We start from the raw sequence: 18,803 nt of genomic DNA on the forward strand, positions 1-18,803 counted from the left end.
TTCAGTTACAAATGCGGATAGACGCCGGGTCCTATCGGTAAACCCAGCAGATACCAGCCCATCAGCATCAGCAACCACACCACGAAAAACACAATTGGATACGGCAGCACCAGCGAATAATAGGTGCCGAGCTTCGCCTCTTTGTTGTACCTCTGGAGGAAACCGAGGAACAGCGGTACAAACGGCGACATCGGCGCCAGCGGGATCACCGAGGAATCGGCGACGCGAAAAACAATCTGTGCGAACGCCGGATGGAAGCCGAGCAGCATAAACATCGGCACAAAAATCGGCGCGAGAATCGACCAGATCGCCGAGCCGCTGGCGATAAACATACACAGCAATGCCGACAGGAAAATCAGTCCGAGGAACGCCGGAATACCGGTCATGCCGAGATTTTCCAGCACGTCCGTCAGCCCGATCGCCATAAATTTCCCCATATTGCTCCAGTTAAAAAACGCCACAAACTGGGAGAGAGGAAAAATCATCACGATAAAGCCAGCCATTGATTTCATCGGGTCGACCAGCAAATCCGGCACGTCGCTGGCGCTGCGGATCTGTTTTGTCACCATGCCGTAAGGCACCGAAATCACGAAGAAGAACAAAATGATCAGCGGGACAATGCCCTGAATAAACGGCGAGGGGATGATGCCGCCGGTTTTTGGATTGCGCAGCGGCGCCGCTTCCGGCACCACCAGCAAAGCCACCAGCCCGATGAACACCAGCGCCGCGATACCGCTCGCCATCAGCCCGCGATTTTGCAGCGGTGTCAGTTTTTTCATCTCGTCGTTGCGCTCGCCGTGGTACACCGGCAGGCGCGGTTCTACGAATTTATCGGTAAGGACGGCCCCGACAATAGTCAGCAAAATCACCGAAGCAGCCATAAAGTACCAGTTGTCGATCACGCTGACCTGCACCGCCGGATTGATTGCTTTCGCCGCTTCGGTACTCAGGCCAGACAGCAGCACGTCGGTGGTAACAATCAGTAAATTAGCCGTAAAACCGCAACCGACGCCCGCAATAGCCGCCAATAAACCGGCGACCGGATGACGCCCGACCGCGAGAAAAATCAGCGCACCCAGCGGCGGCATCACCACCAGCGCCGCATCGGATGATATATGGCTGAAGAAGGCGATAAAAATCACCATATAACTGGCGTAGCGGGCGCTGACTTTCGAGGCCATTTTGTACATCAGGCTTTGCAGCAGCCCGACGCGCTCTGCCAGACCTGCGCCAATCACCAGCGCCAGAATTGAGCCGAGCGGCGTAAACCCGCTGAAGTTCTTGATGACGTTCGGCAAAATCCACTGAATACCTTCCACACTCAGCAGATTTTTAACGTGAATGATTTCACCGTTGCTGGGGTTCACCGCCGTAATATTCAGCCATGAAATCACCGCACTGGCGATCATCAGCACCGCAATCAGATAAACAAACAGTAAAAATGGGTTAGGAATTTTATTCCCCACACGTTCAACCCACTGAAGAAATCCCCCCGGGCTTTGGCCGCTTTCCTGTGCATCTACACTCATCGTTTTACCCTCTGTTGTGTTGACTTTTTTTATATTTATTCCGCTCCTCCACGCCGGAACGGGGCGCGGAGGAGCGGTGGACTTACCAAAGATTTATTTCAACGGCGAAGGTTTTACCCCGGCCGGGATAGGGCAGTGATAGGGGCGGCGGATGCGCAACGCGTCGCGCTCTTTCTGGCAGGCGGCGAGCAAATCCGGCTGAGTGAACAGGGCGATGGCGGTGGAGGACATGACTTTGGCCGCCAGGCACATGCCTTTGTGGGCGATGGACGTGCGCCCCTGAGAGACTATTTGCCAGGTGTGCAGCGGCGAACCGACCGCAAAGCACGGGCTGAAGCATTGCGCCGTCGGCACCAGCCAGCTGACATCGCCGACGTCCGTTGAGCCGTACAAGATATTGTTATTCGGCGCGTAAGGTGCGACGGCATCGGTTAGTGCCGAGGTGCGCAGCGTTTCGGCGAACGCCATGCCTTCCGCGCCGCTGGTGCGCGAGATATTCAGCAGATTGTTATCGATGTCGTGTTCCGTCAGCGTGGCATGAATCGAGGCCGCAAACGTCCGCTCTTCATCGGTATATTGCGGCGTGCCGAAGGCCTGCACGTACTGATACATCGCGCTTTCGAGCGTGCGGTTCGGCACATAATTCGAACAGGCTTTATCAAAGCGCATCGACATGGTGGTCCCGGTCATCAGTGCCGCGCCTTTGGCAATATCCACCACGCGGTCAAAAATCGCCTGCGCCTGATCCATCTGCGGTGCGCGCACCAGATACAGCACCTCGGCATCGGCTTGTACGACGTTCGGCGAAATTCCACCCGCGTTGGTGATGGCGTAATGCAACCGCGCTTCCTGAATGATGTGCTCACGCAGGAAGTTAGCGCCGGTATTCATCAGCGTCAGGGCATCGAGCGCGCTGCGTCCGAGATGCGGCGCAGCGGCGGCGTGTGAGGACACGCCTTTAAAGCTGAACGATGCCTGAATGTTGGCCAGCGTCTGGTTGCTGAACATGCCGCTGTAGGTTTCCGGGTGCCAGGTCAGCGCGGCATCGACGTCATCAAACAAGCCTTCGCGCGCCATAAAGGTTTTGCCTGACCCGCCTTCTTCGCCCGGACAGCCGTAAAAGCGTACCGTGCCAGCAAGATTTTCGCGCTCCATCCAGGCTTTTACCGCCAGTGCGCCGCCGAGCGCCGCGGTGCCGAGCAGATTATGGCCGCAGCCGTGGCCGTTGCCGTTTTCCACCAGCGGCTGCGGGCTGTCGCATCCGGCTTTCTGGCTAAGCCCGGCCAGCGCATCGAATTCGCCGAGCAGGGCGATAACCGGTTTACCGCTGCCGAAACTGGCGATAAATGCTGTGTCCATGCCGCCGACGCTGCGCTCCAGCGTAAATCCGCTGGCTTCGAGTTTGTCGGCCAGTAAGGCTGAGGAAACGGATTCGGAAAAGCGCGTTTCCGGGGTGTCCCAGATGGCATCACTGATTTGCGCCAGCGACGGCTGCTGGTTATCCATAAAGTCGTTGATGAAATTAACGATATGCTGATCTGCCATCATTTTTCTCCTTCGAATTCAGCGATGTTTAACGCCAGGGCGGCCAGCGTTTTGATGCCCTGCGCCATCACTTTTTCGTCGAAATCAAACAGCTCATTGTGATGACCCGCGCTAAGGTCGGTGCCGAAAATCACGTAAGAGGCTTCGCCGCCGCGCGCCTTGACGCGTTCCATCATGTAGGTCGCGTCCTCGGAACCCGCCGCGCCTTCCTGACGGTCGATGATGGTGTCGAACTCACCGAGTTTTTCCGCCTGACGGTGGATGTATTTCACCCAGGCTGCCGTAGGCGTACTGCTCTGTGCCGCGCCCATCAGTTTGATGTCGAATTTCACCTGATGCATTTCCGCTGCGCCGGAAATTACTTTCAGCGCCTGCTGATAAATGAATTCGTTGACCTCATTGGTCGAACCACGCGTTTCGACTTTCATCATCGCGCTGGACGCGATCACATTTCGGCCAGTACCGGCCTGCAACACGCCGACGTTGACCCTTGAGCTGCCGCCGCTGTGGCGCGCAATGGCGTGTAAACCGAGCGTTGCCTGCGCTGCGGCCAGCAGGGCGTTACGGCCCTCTTCCGGCTTGCCGCCCGCATGCGATGCCACGCCGGTGAATTGCACATCCAGTTTGGTGGTCGCCATAAAGGTGTCGTTGCCGCAAACAATGTGATTAGCCGGAACGCCGGTGCCGATGTGTACCGCCGTGAAGAAATCGACGTCATCGACCACGCCCGCTGCGACCATCGATTTGGCGCCGCGCGTGCCTTCTTCGGCAGGCTGGAAAATCAGTTTGATAGTGCCGCAAAGCCGGTCGCGCATTTGCATCAGCACTTCCGCCAGACCCAGCCCGATAGTGGTGTGTCCGTCGTGACCGCAGGCGTGCATCATGCCGTTATTGGTTGAGGCAAACCCTTCGCGGAACGGGCGATGCTCTTCTTCGAGCACTTCGAATAAATCCAGTGCGTCCATGTCCACACGAAACCCCATCACCGGGCCGGGGCGACCGGTTTCCAGCGTGGCGACAATGCCGGTGAAACCGCCCGAGAAATGCGGCATCCAGCGGGCAATCGCCCCCTGTTCCAGCGCACGCTGTTCTTGCTCTGCCAGAACGGCGGCAGAGGGCAGCCCCATTCGTGAACCGGCGTCGATCACGTCTTTACCCAGCTTCAGCGTGTAACCGAGTTTTTCCAGCCGGTCAGCAACCAGCGTGGAGGTACGAAATTCCAGCCAGCCGGATTCGGCATATTTATGCAGGTCACGACGTTGTTGTTGCAGGGCAGGGAACAGCTGTTCAACACGTTCAGAAATCTCATTTACCATCACGGACTCTCTTTTTTTTTACAGATATGCAGGCTTTCTGCGGGGAGGCAGAAAGGAGGAAACCTCACTCTGGAAGGGGCTCGACTGGCCTTATGTGATTTTCAATGTACATAAAGCAATCAGGGCATATAAGATGCCAAAATCTTCTTAGTGATAATCAGGGGTTATCAAAGAGACTTATGCCATCACAAATAAAAATGCATCAGCTGCGGGCGTTTGTGTCCGTGGCGCGACATGGCAGTATTCGCGCGGCCAGCCGGGTGATGGCGCTTTCACAGCCCGCGCTGACCAAATCGATTAAAGAGCTGGAAGAAAGTCTTGGCGCGAGATTGTTCGTCCGCCGCCGTCAGGGCGTGACACTAACTGATTGTGGCGAAGCGTTTTTTAAGCGTGCCAGCCTGATTTTGGAGGAGTTGCGCGTGGCGCAGGAGGATATTGCCCAGCGCCTCGGCGCCACCAGCGGGAGGGTAAATATCGGTGTGGGTGCCAGCATCGCGCGCACTATTATGCCGGAAGTGATCGACCGCTTTCACCGCGAATTCCCCAATATGAAGGTGCGTATCGCCGAAGGTCAGCTGGTTTCGATGATCCCCGAACTGCGTCAGGGCGAGCTGGATTTTACGGTGAATACGTATTATCAGGGCCCCTTTGATAACGAACTGTTATATGAAAAACTTATGGATAAAGAATATCGAGTAGTCGCAAGGCGCGGTCACCCGATGGAAAATGCGCGCTCGATGAAAGAGTTGTTGCACTGTGACTGGACGCTGCCGACGCCACGCGGAAGTTATTACAAATTGCTCAGCGAAGTGTTCCGCGACATGGACGCCGAGCCCAACATCAGCGTGATTTGCGAGACGTTTATGTCCTGCACCAGTCTCATCGCCAAAACGGATTTTCTCAGCGTATTGTCGGTGGATGTCATTAACGATCCGGTGATCGGTCAGAGCCTGGTGGCACTTGATCTCGATCTGCCCCTGCCCACGGCAACCTTCTATCTCATTCAGCGACGTGATACCACACTGACACCGATGGCGGCTTATCTGGCGCAGCTGTTCCGGCTGTATTGTCGATAACGGTATCGTTTTGCTAAAAAAGCGCGCGTTTTGATGATTTATCGGGGATTTTTGGGAATATTGCCCGTTATCGTCATTGCTTATACGTTCTACACTGGCCATCACAGGGAATAATAAGCTTCCTAATATTGCCGAGGTCATATGCGCCAGTCCGATATTGTTGCTGAAATCAGCAACGACAAACAAACCCTGACCGCGCTGGTCGAGCAGGACAACCGCGTGGTGTATTTCTACATATTCGCCCGTGAGGATTTGCGCGACCGTTTTCCGAAAATGCGCGCCTGCTGGGTGCGTAATCTTGTGCCCGCGCCGTTGCATGATGACAATGAAGCGATGGAGCACGGCATCTCGCCGATGCTTGCCGCGCAGTATTGTCGAAATCTGGAAGGCGAAGCGCCGCTGGATCCGTCGCAGATTCAGATCTTATGGAATGAAAGCGATGATGGTGCGGCGTTGTGGTATCAGGGCTTGCTGCTGGCGGTCATTCCCGGCTGGAGTTTGTATATCGATCACTCGGTGTGTTATTCCGCCGGATGTATCAAAGAAAATCCGCTGACCTTTCCGCTGGGCTCCGCCTCGACCAACACGCAGTGCGAACTGGCGGAAAAGACGCGTCTGTTCTGGCGCGACTGGCAAAATGAATTCAGCAATCCATGGCCGAAAATTCAGCGCAGTCTGCTGGAATCGTATGAAGACCGTTACGGCCCGTCGGTGAAATATTATCTGATCAATCAGGGCAGCTGGCCGCCGATGGCAATTTCCCAGCATGAAGATGAAGAGAATTATTATTTCTTCACCGTCGGCATGAGTATCCGTCCGATGCCGCAAATCGACATTATTTTTAATGATGACGCCGACAAACATCGCCGTATCGAACTGGCGTTTTCCGTCGGCAAAGAATATGTGAGCGAGGAGCACGCGGTGCAGATGGCCAGCGCGCTTTCAGGTTACGCACAGGTGCCCTGGACCACCCTGAGCTGGCTGGGTGAAGGCCACACGCTGATGTCGCCGATGGCCCCGCTGGGCTTTGAAGGCCATGTCATTTCTTCCGCCCTGTGCGGTCCTGCCGATAAAATGCGTCTGCCTAAAGTGTATGGGGATCGGGTGAATCAGTTTTGGGTGTCACCGGTATTCGACAGTGAGCTGGCATTTTCACAGGCCAGGCCTAACGGAGGCATCGAGCTGGTGGCGGCGCTGATTGAAAATGGCGTGGGATATGTGTTTGCTCCGCGTGGCGCAGTGGTGTGATGCGACAAAGTCAGGATTGGTGTGGGGTATTAAGGTCCAAACAAAGCGTTATCGTGCGCTAACAGACCTCCCCCCTTAGCAGGGGGAGGAGCAAGCATAAGATTTTGCCGCACATCCAAAACAACAGAATGTGCCCTTGTGTAAGCGATTAAACCGCTGCCCCCGGTTTATTTTCCTGTTGAAAATCCTCAGCATCCACATCATACCCCGAGGGTTCCCACCGTATCGCCGTCAGCACGATTAAGCCCGCCAGCGGCGCCAGTGCAATAACCCAAAACACCCCGGTTCCCAGCGCAGCGGATAAAACAGGGAAGAGGAACAGCGACAGGGTGGAAGAGCTGCGCATCAGCGTCTGGTTGAAACCCACCCCCATACCGCGCAGCGACGTCGGATAGCTGAGCGACGCGAACGTCATGGTGTGCGAGCCCGGACCAAAGCCCTGACCGAACAGGAACAGTGCCAGCATCGCGATGGAGATGGCTGCTTCACCACCATCGGCAGGGCGGCCCACGACCGCCAGACCGATCATCGCAACCAGCTGGCAGGCGTAACCGGCGTAAGTCATCTTCCACGCGCCGAATTTAGACACGTAGCGCACTGCAATCAGCCCGCCGACAAAGGCGAAGCACAGGTTCAGACCGAGTGAGAACAGGATAGTGCTGATCATCGACTGCTGAAGGAAACTCGACAGGATAACCGGTAGCCCGAATGCCACAGCGTTATAGGCAAATGATGACGCCACGGCAGTGACGGTTGCCAGCACGGTGCGGCGCAGATAGACCCCCTGTAAAAGCGTGCCGTAATTACGCCATGCGGCTTTACGCACTTTCACCTGCGGCGTTTTATCGGCATCGTCCGCGACTACTGCATTGATATTGTAGGACTTGCGCAGAATCGCCGCCGCGCCCTGCAAATCTCCCTGATTGGCAGCCCAGACCGGAGATTCGTTCATGTAACGATGGCGGATAGCGATGATGAGAATCGCCGGTACCGCACCGAAACCGAGGATCAGACGCCACAGCCAGTCGGTGTGCGTGGCGGGCAGCACGGCGTACAGCAACAGAACCAGCAGATAAGAAATACTGATTGCCGCGTACCATGTCGGGCACCACATCGCCACGCGCGATGCTTTATTGCCGCGGCCCTGAAGTTTGGAAAACTCGGCCAGAAACGCCATCGCCACCGGCAGGTCGATCCCCACGCCCAGTCCCATCACAAATCGTGACCCGCCGAGCACCCATTCGTTCGGCGCAAACGCACACGCCAGCGCGGCGATCACGAAGAAGAACATATCGGCCATGAATACGCGGTAGCGGCCTATTTTGTCGGTCAGATAGCCTCCCAGCAACGCCCCGACAATCGCCCCGAAGGTGATCGCCGACGCCACAAATCCTGCGCCGGAAGGAGATAACCCGAACTGGCGGGTAATATCTTTCATCCCGAAGGCCAGCGCACCGAGGTCATAGGCGTCGAGGAAAACGCCTCCCAGCGCAATGGCGATAACGACACGCGCGTCGCTGAGTTTGGCAGCGCCGCGGTTCACTAACTGAGTAATATCGGAGGCGGAACGAATCACCACCGGTTGATCAGACGCCGCATCCGCCGCGCTGAAGCTCCCTGAAGAAGCAGCATTTGAGGCCGCAATAGAATCAGACATTATTGTGTTTACGCTTTTTGACAAAAAAACCAGCATAGAGGCGACGTGATGCCCGTCACAAGTCCTGATTACCTGAGAAATGAAATCAAATGGCTATAACTTAAAACAAAGCGATCTAAGACCGGGCGTGATATACGCCCGCAGCGTTGCCCGCATTATCCATTTCGCAGATTAACTCCGCACATATCCGTATTTCCCACCGCCCGCATCTCCTGCTTTTATAGCTGACCATCAGACTTCTTACCTAAAATTGAACTATCCTTGTTAGCACGCTGTTTTCACTGATGAAAGCGAGTTTGAAAGACCGTCGCCCGGCGACATAAATCGAAAAAAATCAAAAAGAGGACTGACCATGACTGCATTAACAGGGCGTATGCGGGGGCTGACCGCAGCAATGCTGGCGCTGTCGGCGATGAGCTTCACCGCGCACGCAGCGGATGACACGGTTCGCGTCGGCTCGAAAATTGATACCGAAGGCTCGCTGCTCGGTAACATCATCATTCAGGTGCTGGAAGCCAACGGCATCAAGACCACCAATAAACTGCAACTGGGGACGACCAAGGTCGTGCGCGGGGCGATCACTGCCGGTGAGATTGATATCTACCCAGAATACACCGGTAACGGCGCATTCTTCTTCTCGGACGATAAAGATCCCGCCTGGAAAAATGCACAGGCCGGTTTTGATAAAGTCAAAAAGCTTGATTACGACCAAAATAAAATCGTCTGGCTCGATCCGTCTCCGGCCAATAACACCTGGACCATCGCGGTGCGTAACGACGTGGCGAGCGCCCATGGCCTGAAATCCCTGGCCGACTTAGGCAAATACATCAGCACTGGCGGCGATTTCAAACTGGCCGCGTCGGCGGAATTTATCGAACGTCCGGATGCTTTACCGGCGTTTGAAAATGCCTACGGTTTCAAGCTCAATCAGGCACAGCTGCTGTCATTAGCAGGCGGCGATACGGCGGTGACCATCAAAGCTGCGGCGGAGAAAACGTCCGGCGTGAATGCGGCAATGGCCTACGGGACTGACGGCCCGGTGGCGGCGCTTGGCCTGCAAACGCTGGAAGATCCGCAAGGCGTTCAGCCTATCTACGCGCCAGCGCCTATCATTCGTGAAGCGGCGCTGAAAGCGCATCCGAACATCCCAACGCTGCTCAAACCTGTCTTTGCATCACTGGATACCAAAACGCTGCAAACGCTGAATGCGAAAATCGCAGTCGGCGGCCAGGATGCGAAGAAAGTTGCGGCGAAGTATTTGCAGGAAAAGGGTTTCGTTAAAAAATAATCGGGCAGTGACGCCCTGAGCACGATCTTCGGATCGTGCCCACCGGACTCAGGTACTGTTTTGACTCATCACTCATTCGTCAAAAACCGTGTCTTACTGACGCTGGTTTTGCTGCTGTTGCTGGCCGGTTACGGTCTGGCATTTCTCAGCCATGCGCCCAACCGGCTGGTCTCGGGGCAGGGCATTCCTTTATTAACGCTGCTGCACGGCTACTTTGCGCTGATTTTACTGCCTGCTCTGTTATTGCTGGCGGCGGCTTTCGTCCGGCTCTATGGCAAAAATCATCTGCTGGTGATGCTGCTGGCGGAAATCCTGCTGACCGCGCTGGTGTGGCTGGCCGGGCACAGTGCGGTCCAGCTGACCGGCGGCGATGAAGACAGCATTGCGCGCACGTCCCTCGGCGGCGGTTTCTGGGCGGCGGCGGCGCTGTGCCTGCTGATAGCCTCCGACGCCATCTCCCGGTTTACCCGCAATCACAGCCTGCGCATCGTGCTTAACGTGCAGATGATTTTGCCGGTGGTGGTGCTATTGGCCTACGGCCAGCTGGCCGAACTTTCGTTGTTAAAAGAATACGATAACCGTTCTGACGTGTTTAACGACGCGGTATGGCAGCATCTGGGCATTCTGTTGGGCACGCTGGTGCCCGCGGTACTCATCGGCCTGCCGGTCGGATTACTGTGTCATCGCAAAGCGCGCTGGCGCGGGCCGGTGCTGTCGGTGCTCAATATCATTCAGACCGTGCCGTCGATTGCGCTGTTTGGTTTGCTGCTCGCGCCGCTGGCCGGGCTCGCCCGCGCGCTGCCGTGGCTGGCGGAGCATGGGATTAGCGGCATCGGGCTTGCACCGGCGATTATCGCGCTGGTGCTGTATTCCCTGTTGCCGCTGGTGCGCGGCGTTATCGCCGGACTCGAGTCGGTGCCGGAAGCGGTGATCGAATCGGCGCGCGGCATGGGCATGAACCGCGGGCAGATTTTTTTGCGCGTGCAGCTGCCCATCGCCTTGCCGGTCATCCTCACCGGTATCCGTATCGTGGCGGTGCAAACCGTGGGTATGGCGATGGTCGCGGCGCTGATAGGCGCGGGCGGTCTGGGTGCCATCATGTTTCAGGGATTACTCAGCAGCGCGCTGGATCTGGTGCTGCTCGGTGTTATCCCGGCGGTGTTGATGGCCGTTGTCGTCGACAGCGTCTTTAAATTCGCAGTCTCAATACTGGAAACCTCACGCAGATGATTCATTTCAAGCAGGTAAGCAAACACTTTGCCGGAAAAGCGGTCGTGCGTGACCTGACGCTGGAAATGGCCAAAGGCGAATTTACGGTGCTGATCGGCACCTCCGGCTCGGGTAAATCCACCACGTTGAAAATGATCAACCGGCTGGTGGAGCACGATCGCGGGGAGATTCTCTTCGCCGGTGAACCTATCGAAAAATTCCGTGCGCAGGATTTACGCCGCCGGATGGGGTACGCGATCCAGTCGATCGGCCTGTTCCCGCACTGGACGGTGGAAGAGAATATCGCCACCGTACCGCAGCTGTTGAAATGGCCGAAAACGAAAATCCGCGACCGTGTGACCGAACTGCTGGAGTTGCTCAATCTCGATCCCAGACAGTTCCGTCATCGCTATCCGCATCAGCTTTCCGGCGGGCAACAGCAGCGTGTCGGTGTGGCGCGCGCGCTGGCGTCTGATCCGGAAGTGCTGCTGATGGATGAACCTTTTGGCGCACTCGATCCGGTGACCCGCGCGACGTTGCAGGAAGAGGTCGCGCGGATCCATAAAATGACGCATCGCACTATTGTGCTGGTGACGCACGATATCGACGAGGCACTGGCGCTGGCCGACCGTATCGTGCTGCTCAACGACGGGCAGGTGGTGCAGCAGGGCACACCGCTGGAATTGCTGACCAAACCGGCGACGCCGTTTGTGCGTGATTTCTTTGGCGGCAGCGATATGGGCATCCGTTTGCTGTCATTGCAGGAAGTGGGATCGCGTACGCGCCACGGTGAGCTTTACGACGGCAGCCAAAAACCATTGGTGGCGTCGATGAGCCTGAGTCAGGCGTTGTCGAAATTTGTCGCGCAGCAGGTTCAGCAACTGCCGGTGGTTGATGAGGACGGGCAGCCGCTCGGCGTGCTGCATTTTGCCGATCTGACCGCACAAAGGAGCGAGGCATGAAACACAGTTTTCGACGGCTTATCACCGATCCCTTACCCTGGCTTTTTGCCGTGTTGCTGGCGCTCATCTTTGGCATGACGTCGCTCGGCGGGGTATTTCACTGGATGTTTCCTGAGCTCAGTCGCCCGGTTTATCAGCAGGAAAGCTTTGCCTCGCTGGTGCAGGCGCATCTGTTACTGGTCGGGGTCTCGAGCCTGATTGCGGTGGTGATCGGTGTGGCGGCGGGCGTTGGCGTCACGCGCCCTGCGGGGAAAGAGTTTCGTTCACTGGTCGAAACGCTGGTGGCGATGGGGCAGACTTTTCCGCCGGTCGCGGTGCTTGCCGTGGCGGTGCCGGTCATGGGATTTAGCGAAAAACCGGCGATTATTGCGCTGGTGCTGTACGGCTTGCTGCCGATTTTACAGGGGACGATTGCCGGTATTGAATCGGTCTCTCCCTCGGCGCGTGAGATAGCGCAGGGCGTTGGGATGAGCCGCTGGCAGATGCTGCGTAAAGTGGAAATCCCGCTGGCGGCACCGGTTATTATCGCCGGGATCCGCACCTCGGTTATCATCAATATCGGTACGGCGGCGATCGCTTCGACGGTCGGCACATCCAGCCTGGGCTCGCCAATTATTATCGGCCTGAGCGGCTTTAATACTGCCTATGTATTGCAGGGCGCGGTGATTGTCGCGCTGCTGGCGATTTGCGTGGATATGCTGTTCGAACGCTGGAGCCGCTGGTTACATCGCTGGCAGCAGCGGTCGGTGGAGTGATCAGTTCGAGGAAGCGGAAGATGACGGCGCAGGGACGACGGAAGGGGCGTCGTTATCGTTTGCCGGTTTGGCGTCATCCTGAATGACGACGGCGTAACCCGCGACCATCACACCACCAATCGCGCCAATCGCCATCAGACCAAACAGCGCGATAAATAATTTTTTGCCAAGCGAATTCATGTGTTGTACCTCAAAAATATCAGCCCCGAATTATAAGTCCTTTGCGGCTACGGGCAACATACTATTCATGCGATGACTACTTTATCCTCCAGCGTCTCTTCATTTTTTGTCATATGCAGACACTTTTTAACAACATTTTAGCGCGATCGCACAGAATTCCTTGCCGTTAATCAGAGCAATAGCGTTAACTGTCTGCCTTCGTTATCACGCTAATAAGTTACTCCTATGCCTTCTGCTTCGCGTTCCCTGTTGCCGTTAATCGCTGCATTATTTGCGCTGTATTTTATCTGGGGCTCTACCTATTTTGTGATCCGCGTAGGGGTGGAAAGCTGGCCGCCGCTGATGATGGCCGGTCTGCGTTTCTTCGTCGCCGGATGTGTACTGTTTACGTTTCTGATGCTGCGCGGGCATAAATTTCCGGGCCTGAAACAGTGGCTTTCTGCCGCCGCAGTGGGGATTTTACTGCTGTCGGTGGGCAATGGGCTGGTGACCGTCGCCGAACATATGCAGGTGCCATCGGGTATCGCCGCGGTGATGGTGGCGACCGTACCGCTGTTTACGCTGTGCTTTAGCCGTCTGTGGGGCATGCCAAACAGCCGTCTGGAATGGACCGGCGTCGGTATCGGCCTGTTCGGCATTGTGCTGCTAAATACCGGCAGCAATCTGGAAGGAAACCCGTGGGGCGCCGCGCTGATTTTGCTGGCATCACTCAGCTGGGCATTCGGTTCGGTGTGGAGTTCGCGCCTGACCTTACCGGTCGGCCTGATGGCGGGTGCGGCGGAAATGATCGTCGCCGGCGTTGTACTGCTTATCGCCAGCCAACTGAACGGCGAGCATCTGACCGCTACGCCTTCGCTGCACGGCTTCCTGGCACTGGGGTATCTGATTGTGTTCGGCTCGATGATTGCCATCAGCGCCTACATGTTCCTCTTGAAAACCGTGCGTCCGGCCATTGCTACCAGCTACGCCTACGTGAACCCGATTGTCGCGGTGCTGCTCGGCATCGGCTTTGCCGGAGAATCCCTTTCACCGGTTGAATGGGTGGCGTTAGGGATTATCCTGTGCGCAGTGCTCTTGGTCACGCTGGGCAAATTCGTCTTCGGGCGCAGGAAGACGGTGATTAAAGAGGTGAAGGTCTAAGCTTTTACTTCTTCTCAAAGAACAGCGTGACCCGCGCCACTTCGACGCCGAATTTTTTAAGCGACGTGACGTTAAACAGATGCTGTTCGTCCTGCTGATAAATCCAGTCGTCGAAAGTCAGGCGGTAGGTACTGCCGCCTGATTTGACGTCCATCACGTAGTTCCAGTTAAACGCGTTGCCTGCCGACTGGCCTTTTGCTGTGCCGATGATATCGCCTGCGGTGCCGGTGTAGGTGCCATCGGCGAGTTTGCGGATGTGCCAGACGCGGGTTTGTTTTTCGCCGTCGTCATACACAAAATCTTCGTGCAGGGTCAGCGTATCGGCCACCACGTCACCGCGAATTTTCACTGCGAAGCGCCGCGTTTGTTTGTGGGTGTAATCCTGCACCATGCCGTAGGCCACGCTGTCACCTTTGAAATAGGCGAAAATATCCAGCTTTGGCTGCGTCTGTGCGTAATCTTTAATGTCGGCGCTGCAACTGGTGAGTAACAGCACGCAGGCCGCCATCAGACCGAGAAAACCTTTGCGTAAAACAGAGTGTGAAACTGTCATAAAACCTCCGGTCGGATTAACGTTAATCTGACGCCGATGCGCCGATCAGCTTGCTGCGTAAATCAGGATACTGCGTGGCGGGCGAGAGCCAGATCGCCAGAAAAGCGTCGCGGAATTCAGGGCTGAAGGATTCACCGACCGGCGCAATTATCGCGCTGTTGGCCGCACGGCTGTAAAACTGACCGCCGGATTTTGTCGCCAAAAAAACGATTTCGCTGCCGTTGCTGACGTCCGGCCAGGTTTTTCCGACGGCCTCCAGCCAGCCGTTCTTCTGCGCGTCACTTTCCATGCCCAGTTTCTGCCACTGCTCTTCGGTGGCTTTGGTCAGTTCCTGACTGTCGATGCTGCGCAAATATTCAATGGACAGCGCCTGCGGCCATTTCTGCGCCTCATATTTCCCGTCGGGTGTCAGTAATGAAGAGTGGTACACCTCGAACGGTCCCCAGCTCAGGGTGGCGCGGCCAACCTGTTGCCACTGCGCCCAGGGCGTTGAGGCGTAGGCGGAGAATGAAAACATCAGCGCCAGTGCGACGGTTAGCCATCTTTTCATTGCTTTCTCCTGTTGAGCAAAACCGGCAGGCTGATGAGCGGCAGGAAAATCGCCCAGCCTGCGGCCATCAGCAGCCAGACGTAAGACGGTGAGGCCAAAAGGTTCATCGCGCCGAGCCGCATACCAAGGTAATACGCCAGCGGACCGCTGACCGCGCCGAGAGGAATCAGCCAGTACCACGTCAGGCGAAGATGCCCGAGAAGCCACAGCCACCACGCGCTGAACCCCAGCCACAGCGCCATCATCCACGGCGGAACGCCGGTCGAACCGGTGAATTCAAACAGCCCGAGAATGCACCACAGCGAATCCAAAATAATGCCCAGCGAACACACTGCCGCCACCCACAAACGGCGACGCGACGGCGTAAATGCCAGCATCAGAAAACTGCTGATCAGCAGCAGCACAATAAATCGCTCGCGCCCCCATACGGCCAGCGTCCACCAGGCATCAAAGCCCAGCGTCAGCAGCCAGAAGCGCAGGGAATTCATGCGCGTCGCTCGGCAATCAGCTGGACGGTGCTGATGGTGCGGGCGCGGAATCCGGCCTCGCAGTAGCACAGGTAAAACAGCCACAGGCGACGGAAACGCTCGTCCTGTGCGCCATCGAGCTGTGCGTTCCAGTAGCGCTGCACGCGTTCGCGCCATTCGTGCAAGGTGCGGGCATAGTCGAAACCGATATCGAACAGATCGCGCACCACCAGCCCGGTGCAGCGGGTCATGGTGTCATTCATGGCGGTGATGGAAGGCAGAAAACCGCCGGGAAACACGTAGCGTTGAATGAAATCGACGTTGCGGCTGTACGAGGCGTAACGCTGATCGGCAATGGTGATGGCCTGAATCGCCATGCGTCCGTTGGGTTTGAGCAGGGCGTTGCAGCGTTTGAAGAAGGTTTTGAGATAACGCTTGCCGACCGCTTCGATCATCTCGATTGAGACCAGCTTGTCGAACTGTCCGCGCAGGGCGCGATAGTCTTCGAACAGTACGGTAACGCGGTCGGTTAAACCGGCTTTTTCGATGCGCTGACAGGCAAAGTCGTACTGCTCGCGGGAAATGGTGGTGGTGGTGACCTGGCAGCCGTATTCGCGCGCGGCGAATTCTGCCATCGCGCCCCAGCCGGTACCGATTTCCAGCAAATGATCGCCCGCATGCAGTTGCAACTGATCGCACAGACGGCGCATTTTCGCTTCCTGAGCCTGCTCCAGCGTCATCTGCGGTTCCTGATACCAGGCGGAAGAATAGAGCATCTTTTCATCGAGAAAGCCCTGATAAAAATCGTTGCCGAGATCGTAGTGCGCAGAAATGTTTTTGCGCGCCTGCGACGGGCTGTTGCGGCGAAAGAAGTGGATCAGGCTGTTGACCGGCGCGGTGACCCAGCTCAGACGGGCTTCGAGCTTATCGACCAGCTTGAGGTTTTCCGCCAGCAGTTGCAGCACGGTGGTCAGATTGGGCGTCGTCCAGTCGCCGTCAATGTAACTTTCCCCGGCGGCGATGCTGCCGCCGAGTAACACACGACGGTAGGCGCGCAGATTGTGTACCTCGATTTCGCCCTGCAACGGCGCGGTCGGGTCACCAAAAAAGACGGCATTTTCACCGGCTTCCCGCAGGGTCAGACCGGCACCATGCAGCTGTTTTAAAACGCCGAGAATCAGTGCGCGTGCAGCCTTGCTGCGCCGGTTAGTCGCCCCATCGCGGGCGAGTTGCACTTCGGGTTGGCTCATGGTCAGTCCTTATCAACAGGAGGATGCGAATAAATCGGTGCCCGTTTTAGCCACAGTTTCACGGCCTGCCAGTAAATGGTCAGGGCGGTTTTTGCGGTCATCAGGGGCAGTCGCCACAATTGCTTGCGCAGCGCCTCGCGGGTGAGCGGGAGCGCCTTCAGCGACAGAGCGGCATCGAATTCACGTTCTTTGCGGTGATTTTCGATAGTGATGTGTAACTCTTTTCCGGGAGGTGTCAGCCGCCAGTGATAGACCATGTCCATCGGATTGAAGGGCGACACATGAAAGGCTTTCGGCACCGGCTGCGAGCCGTCGGGGACGACGGCGTAAGTGTGGCGTTCGTTCCAGGGCGTATTACGCACCTCGGCCAGCATCCAGCGCAAAACTCCGGTTTTATCATAAAGGTAGTAAAAATTAACCGGATTGAAATAACAGCCGAAATAACACAGCTGGCACAGCAACATCACGCGGCCATCAGGGCGTTCCCCGGTCAGTTCGGCAATTCTGTTCTGTGCTTTGGTTTTGATGTCGCCGCCGCCGAGATAATCTTTGCGGCGAAAGCTGGCGGCGGAAAATCTTTCCAGTTTGATGCCAACGGCGGGCAACTGCTCCAGCTCGTCGAGATCAATCAGCGGCATAAAAATGTCGTAGTCGAAGCGATGCTCAACCGGCGTAAACCGGCGATGGCGCACCGTGCCGACGTACAGCGTGCTGTTCATGACATTTCCAGCGCAGCAGGCGTGTGTTGTTCAGCTTCGCGTTGCAGCTGCAAATCCAGTTGTTCGACCACGTCGCGGGCGCTGTTCACGCCATCCTCATGAAAACCGTTGTACCAGTACGCGCCGCAAAACCAGGTACGGTGATGGCCATTGATGCGAAAACGCTGCTGTTGCGCGTGATGGCTGGCCAGATTCAGCACCGGATGCATGTAGGTTGCGCGGAACAGCACTTTGCTTTCATCAATCGGCGAGAGCGGATTGAGCGAGACGCAGAACGTTTGCGGTGCTTCCAGCCCCTGCAAAATATTCATGTTATAGGTCACGCTGGCGCGGCGGGTGTGCGCCGGGCTGGTATCGCGCATATCGGCACGGGAGGAAGATTTCAGCGAATTGGGCAACTGATAATTCCAGCTCGCCCACGCCCGTTTTTCACGTGGCAGCAGACGGGTATCGGTATGCAGGATAACGTCGTTGGCCTGATACGGCAGTGCGCCGAGAACGGCACGTTCTTCCGTCGTGGCGCTGTCACCCAAAATCGCCAGCGCCTGATCGGAATGGCAGGCGAAAATCACCTGATCAAAGGATTCGTCGCCGCGCGTGGTGGAGTGAAGCGTCACGTTGCTGGCGGTGCGGGTGATGTTGGTCACCGGCGTGTTAGTGCGCAGCGTCACGCGGCGCGGCAACTTTTCCTGCATCTTGCGAATGTATTCCCGCGAGCCGCCGGGCACCACCATCCACTGCGGACGGTTCGTCACATCGAGCAGGCCATGGTTGTCGAAAAATCGCAGAAACATCGACAGAGGGAAATTCGCCATATCGCTCAGGGAAGAAGACCAGATCGCCGCACCCATCGGTAATACATAGTGCAGGGCGAAAAACGGCGTGAAACCGTTCTGATCGAGCAAATCGGCCAGCGTATCTTCGTCATTGTGCGCATTGAGCAGACGCGCTTTGCACAGTTTGTTAAAGCGCAAAATTTCCCTAATAAACCGCCAGAACTGCGGTTTGAAGAAATTACGTCGCTGAGCAAACAGGCTGTTGAGCGAGTGGCCGTTATACTCCAGCCCGCTCACCGGGTTGCGCACCGAGAAACTCATTTCAGTCGGCGTGCCTTCAATGCCCAGCTCTTTGAGCAACGCGATGAAACCGGGATAGGTGCGGGTGTTATAGACAATAAAACCGGTGTCGATGGCGTACGTTTTACCGTCGCAAACCACGTCCTGCGTGGCGGTATGTCCGCCCAGCGTCTCCGCAGATTCAAATACGGTAATTTCTGCATCAGGCTGGCGTTGTGCCAGTAACCACGCACAGCTCAGACCGGAAATACCGCTGCCGACGATAGCCACTTTTGTTGTCATC

Annotated in this window: 17 protein-coding genes and 1 pseudogene; 7 read left to right on the forward strand and 11 right to left on the reverse strand. The window is 56.5% G+C overall.

Going from position 1 to position 18,803, the window contains the following annotated elements; all coding sequences use genetic code 11:
• Positions 1–5: 5 nt before the first annotated feature.
• From abgT to I2123_RS08770, 3 genes are all read right to left on the reverse strand, one after another.
• Positions 6–1,529: a p-aminobenzoyl-glutamate transporter gene (abgT, locus tag I2123_RS08760; RefSeq protein WP_213052224.1), complete on the reverse strand. Its 1,524-nt coding sequence runs from the start codon at positions 1,527–1,529 to the stop codon at positions 6–8.
• A 93-nt stretch (positions 1,530–1,622) separates the two neighbouring features.
• Complete coding sequence (locus I2123_RS08765) at positions 1,623–3,074, reverse strand: M20 family metallopeptidase (protein ID WP_213052487.1); 1,452 nt, start codon at positions 3,072–3,074, stop codon at positions 1,623–1,625.
• Positions 3,074–4,390: an amidohydrolase gene (locus tag I2123_RS08770; RefSeq protein ID WP_213052225.1), complete on the reverse strand. Its 1,317-nt coding sequence runs from the start codon at positions 4,388–4,390 to the stop codon at positions 3,074–3,076. The genes I2123_RS08765 and I2123_RS08770 overlap by 1 nt, the downstream gene beginning before the upstream one ends.
• Before the next feature lie 179 nt (positions 4,391–4,569).
• On the opposite strand from I2123_RS08770, the gene I2123_RS08775 reads away from it, so the two are divergent.
• Positions 4,570–5,466 (forward strand): LysR family transcriptional regulator, encoded by an 897-nt coding sequence (locus I2123_RS08775; RefSeq protein WP_112167050.1) that lies wholly within the window; start codon positions 4,570–4,572, stop codon positions 5,464–5,466.
• 141 nt (positions 5,467–5,607) lie between these two features.
• Positions 5,608–6,714: a suppressor of fused domain protein gene (locus tag I2123_RS08780; RefSeq protein WP_213052226.1), complete on the forward strand. Its 1,107-nt coding sequence runs from the start codon at positions 5,608–5,610 to the stop codon at positions 6,712–6,714.
• Between the two features lie 148 nt (positions 6,715–6,862).
• Here the strand turns inward: I2123_RS08780 and I2123_RS08785 are convergent, their stop codons facing one another.
• On the reverse strand, positions 6,863–8,371 hold the full coding sequence (locus tag I2123_RS08785; protein WP_112167400.1) for an MFS transporter: 1,509 nt from the start codon (positions 8,369–8,371) through the stop codon (positions 6,863–6,865).
• Between the two features lie 352 nt (positions 8,372–8,723).
• Here I2123_RS08785 and osmF point away from each other — a divergent pair, with 352 nt between their 5' ends.
• From osmF to I2123_RS08805, 4 genes are read left to right on the forward strand one after another with little or no spacing between them, the layout of a single operon-like run.
• Positions 8,724–9,659, forward strand: coding sequence for a glycine betaine ABC transporter substrate-binding protein OsmF (gene osmF, locus I2123_RS08790; RefSeq protein WP_213052227.1), 936 nt, complete (start codon positions 8,724–8,726; stop codon positions 9,657–9,659).
• A gap of 60 nt (positions 9,660–9,719) precedes the next feature.
• Entirely contained in the window at positions 9,720–10,889 is a 1,170-nt protein-coding gene (locus tag I2123_RS08795) for an ABC transporter permease (RefSeq protein ID WP_112167056.1), read from the forward strand.
• On the forward strand, positions 10,886–11,830 hold the full coding sequence (locus I2123_RS08800; RefSeq protein WP_112167058.1) for an ABC transporter ATP-binding protein: 945 nt from the start codon (positions 10,886–10,888) through the stop codon (positions 11,828–11,830). The genes I2123_RS08795 and I2123_RS08800 overlap by 4 nt, the downstream gene beginning before the upstream one ends.
• Complete coding sequence (locus tag I2123_RS08805) at positions 11,827–12,585, forward strand: ABC transporter permease (protein ID WP_213052228.1); 759 nt, start codon at positions 11,827–11,829, stop codon at positions 12,583–12,585. Before I2123_RS08800 ends, I2123_RS08805 begins: the two co-directional genes overlap by 4 nt.
• Before the next feature lie 78 nt (positions 12,586–12,663).
• Here the strand turns inward: I2123_RS08805 and I2123_RS25700 are convergent.
• Positions 12,664–12,765, reverse strand: a pseudogene (locus tag I2123_RS25700) (hypothetical protein); the annotation flags it as partial.
• A 225-nt stretch (positions 12,766–12,990) separates the two neighbouring features.
• Between I2123_RS25700 and yedA the strand changes: the two are divergent.
• Positions 12,991–13,905 carry a drug/metabolite exporter YedA gene (gene yedA / locus I2123_RS08815; RefSeq protein ID WP_213052230.1) on the forward strand — a complete coding sequence of 305 codons (915 nt, stop codon included), beginning with the start codon at positions 12,991–12,993 and terminating at the stop codon, positions 13,903–13,905.
• 4 nt (positions 13,906–13,909) lie between these two features.
• On the opposite strand, the gene I2123_RS08820 is transcribed toward yedA, so the two are convergent.
• The 6 genes from I2123_RS08820 to I2123_RS08845 all read right to left on the reverse strand — a co-directional run bounded on the left by I2123_RS08820 (position 13,910) and on the right by I2123_RS08845 (position 18,802).
• Positions 13,910–14,413 carry a DUF3833 domain-containing protein gene (locus I2123_RS08820; RefSeq protein WP_413534410.1) on the reverse strand — a complete coding sequence of 168 codons (504 nt, stop codon included), beginning with the start codon at positions 14,411–14,413 and terminating at the stop codon, positions 13,910–13,912.
• Positions 14,414–14,480: 67 nt separating this feature from the next.
• A complete protein-coding gene (locus I2123_RS08825; protein WP_213052231.1) occupies positions 14,481–15,008 on the reverse strand; it encodes a chalcone isomerase family protein in 528 nt (175 codons plus the stop codon).
• Positions 15,005–15,496 carry a DUF2878 domain-containing protein gene (locus tag I2123_RS08830; RefSeq protein ID WP_112167069.1) on the reverse strand — a complete coding sequence of 164 codons (492 nt, stop codon included), beginning with the start codon at positions 15,494–15,496 and terminating at the stop codon, positions 15,005–15,007. The genes I2123_RS08825 and I2123_RS08830 overlap by 4 nt, the downstream gene beginning before the upstream one ends.
• A complete protein-coding gene (locus tag I2123_RS08835; RefSeq protein WP_213052232.1) occupies positions 15,493–16,725 on the reverse strand; it encodes an SAM-dependent methyltransferase in 1,233 nt (410 codons plus the stop codon). The genes I2123_RS08830 and I2123_RS08835 overlap by 4 nt, the downstream gene beginning before the upstream one ends.
• 2 nt (positions 16,726–16,727) lie before the next feature.
• The gene (locus I2123_RS08840; protein ID WP_213052233.1) at positions 16,728–17,444 is read right to left on the reverse strand and encodes a DUF1365 domain-containing protein; all 717 of its coding nucleotides are present in this window, start codon (positions 17,442–17,444) and stop codon (positions 16,728–16,730) included.
• The gene (locus I2123_RS08845; protein ID WP_213052234.1) at positions 17,441–18,802 is read right to left on the reverse strand and encodes an NAD(P)/FAD-dependent oxidoreductase; all 1,362 of its coding nucleotides are present in this window, start codon (positions 18,800–18,802) and stop codon (positions 17,441–17,443) included. The genes I2123_RS08840 and I2123_RS08845 overlap by 4 nt, the downstream gene beginning before the upstream one ends.
• Position 18,803: the final 1 nt, after the last annotated feature.

This window comes from Rahnella inusitata, assembly GCF_018288855.1.
Taxonomy (GTDB): domain Bacteria; phylum Pseudomonadota; class Gammaproteobacteria; order Enterobacterales; family Enterobacteriaceae; genus Rahnella; species Rahnella inusitata.

Coding starts and splice junctions, on each gene's coding strand:
- I2123_RS08845 (WP_213052234.1), bottom strand. CDS start 18,802: ATGACAACAAAAGTGGCTATCGTCGGCAGCGGTATTTCCGGTCTGAGC.
- I2123_RS08825 (WP_213052231.1), bottom strand. CDS start 15,008: ATGAAAAGATGGCTAACCGTCGCACTGGCGCTGATGTTTTCATTCTCC.
- I2123_RS08840 (WP_213052233.1), bottom strand. CDS start 17,444: ATGAACAGCACGCTGTACGTCGGCACGGTGCGCCATCGCCGGTTTACG.
- I2123_RS08830 (WP_112167069.1), bottom strand. CDS start 15,496: ATGAATTCCCTGCGCTTCTGGCTGCTGACGCTGGGCTTTGATGCCTGG.
- I2123_RS08835 (WP_213052232.1), bottom strand. CDS start 16,725: ATGAGCCAACCCGAAGTGCAACTCGCCCGCGATGGGGCGACTAACCGG.
- I2123_RS08800 (WP_112167058.1), top strand. CDS start 10,886: ATGATTCATTTCAAGCAGGTAAGCAAACACTTTGCCGGAAAAGCGGTC.
- I2123_RS08805 (WP_213052228.1), top strand. CDS start 11,827: ATGAAACACAGTTTTCGACGGCTTATCACCGATCCCTTACCCTGGCTT.
- osmF (WP_213052227.1), top strand. CDS start 8,724: ATGACTGCATTAACAGGGCGTATGCGGGGGCTGACCGCAGCAATGCTG.
- abgT (WP_213052224.1), bottom strand. CDS start 1,529: ATGAGTGTAGATGCACAGGAAAGCGGCCAAAGCCCGGGGGGATTTCTT.
- I2123_RS08780 (WP_213052226.1), top strand. CDS start 5,608: ATGCGCCAGTCCGATATTGTTGCTGAAATCAGCAACGACAAACAAACC.
- I2123_RS08820 (WP_413534410.1), bottom strand. CDS start 14,413: ATGGCGGCCTGCGTGCTGTTACTCACCAGTTGCAGCGCCGACATTAAA.
- I2123_RS08770 (WP_213052225.1), bottom strand. CDS start 4,390: ATGGTAAATGAGATTTCTGAACGTGTTGAACAGCTGTTCCCTGCCCTG.
- I2123_RS08785 (WP_112167400.1), bottom strand. CDS start 8,371: ATGTCTGATTCTATTGCGGCCTCAAATGCTGCTTCTTCAGGGAGCTTC.
- yedA (WP_213052230.1), top strand. CDS start 12,991: ATGCCTTCTGCTTCGCGTTCCCTGTTGCCGTTAATCGCTGCATTATTT.
- I2123_RS08775 (WP_112167050.1), top strand. CDS start 4,570: ATGCCATCACAAATAAAAATGCATCAGCTGCGGGCGTTTGTGTCCGTG.
- I2123_RS08765 (WP_213052487.1), bottom strand. CDS start 3,074: ATGGCAGATCAGCATATCGTTAATTTCATCAACGACTTTATGGATAAC.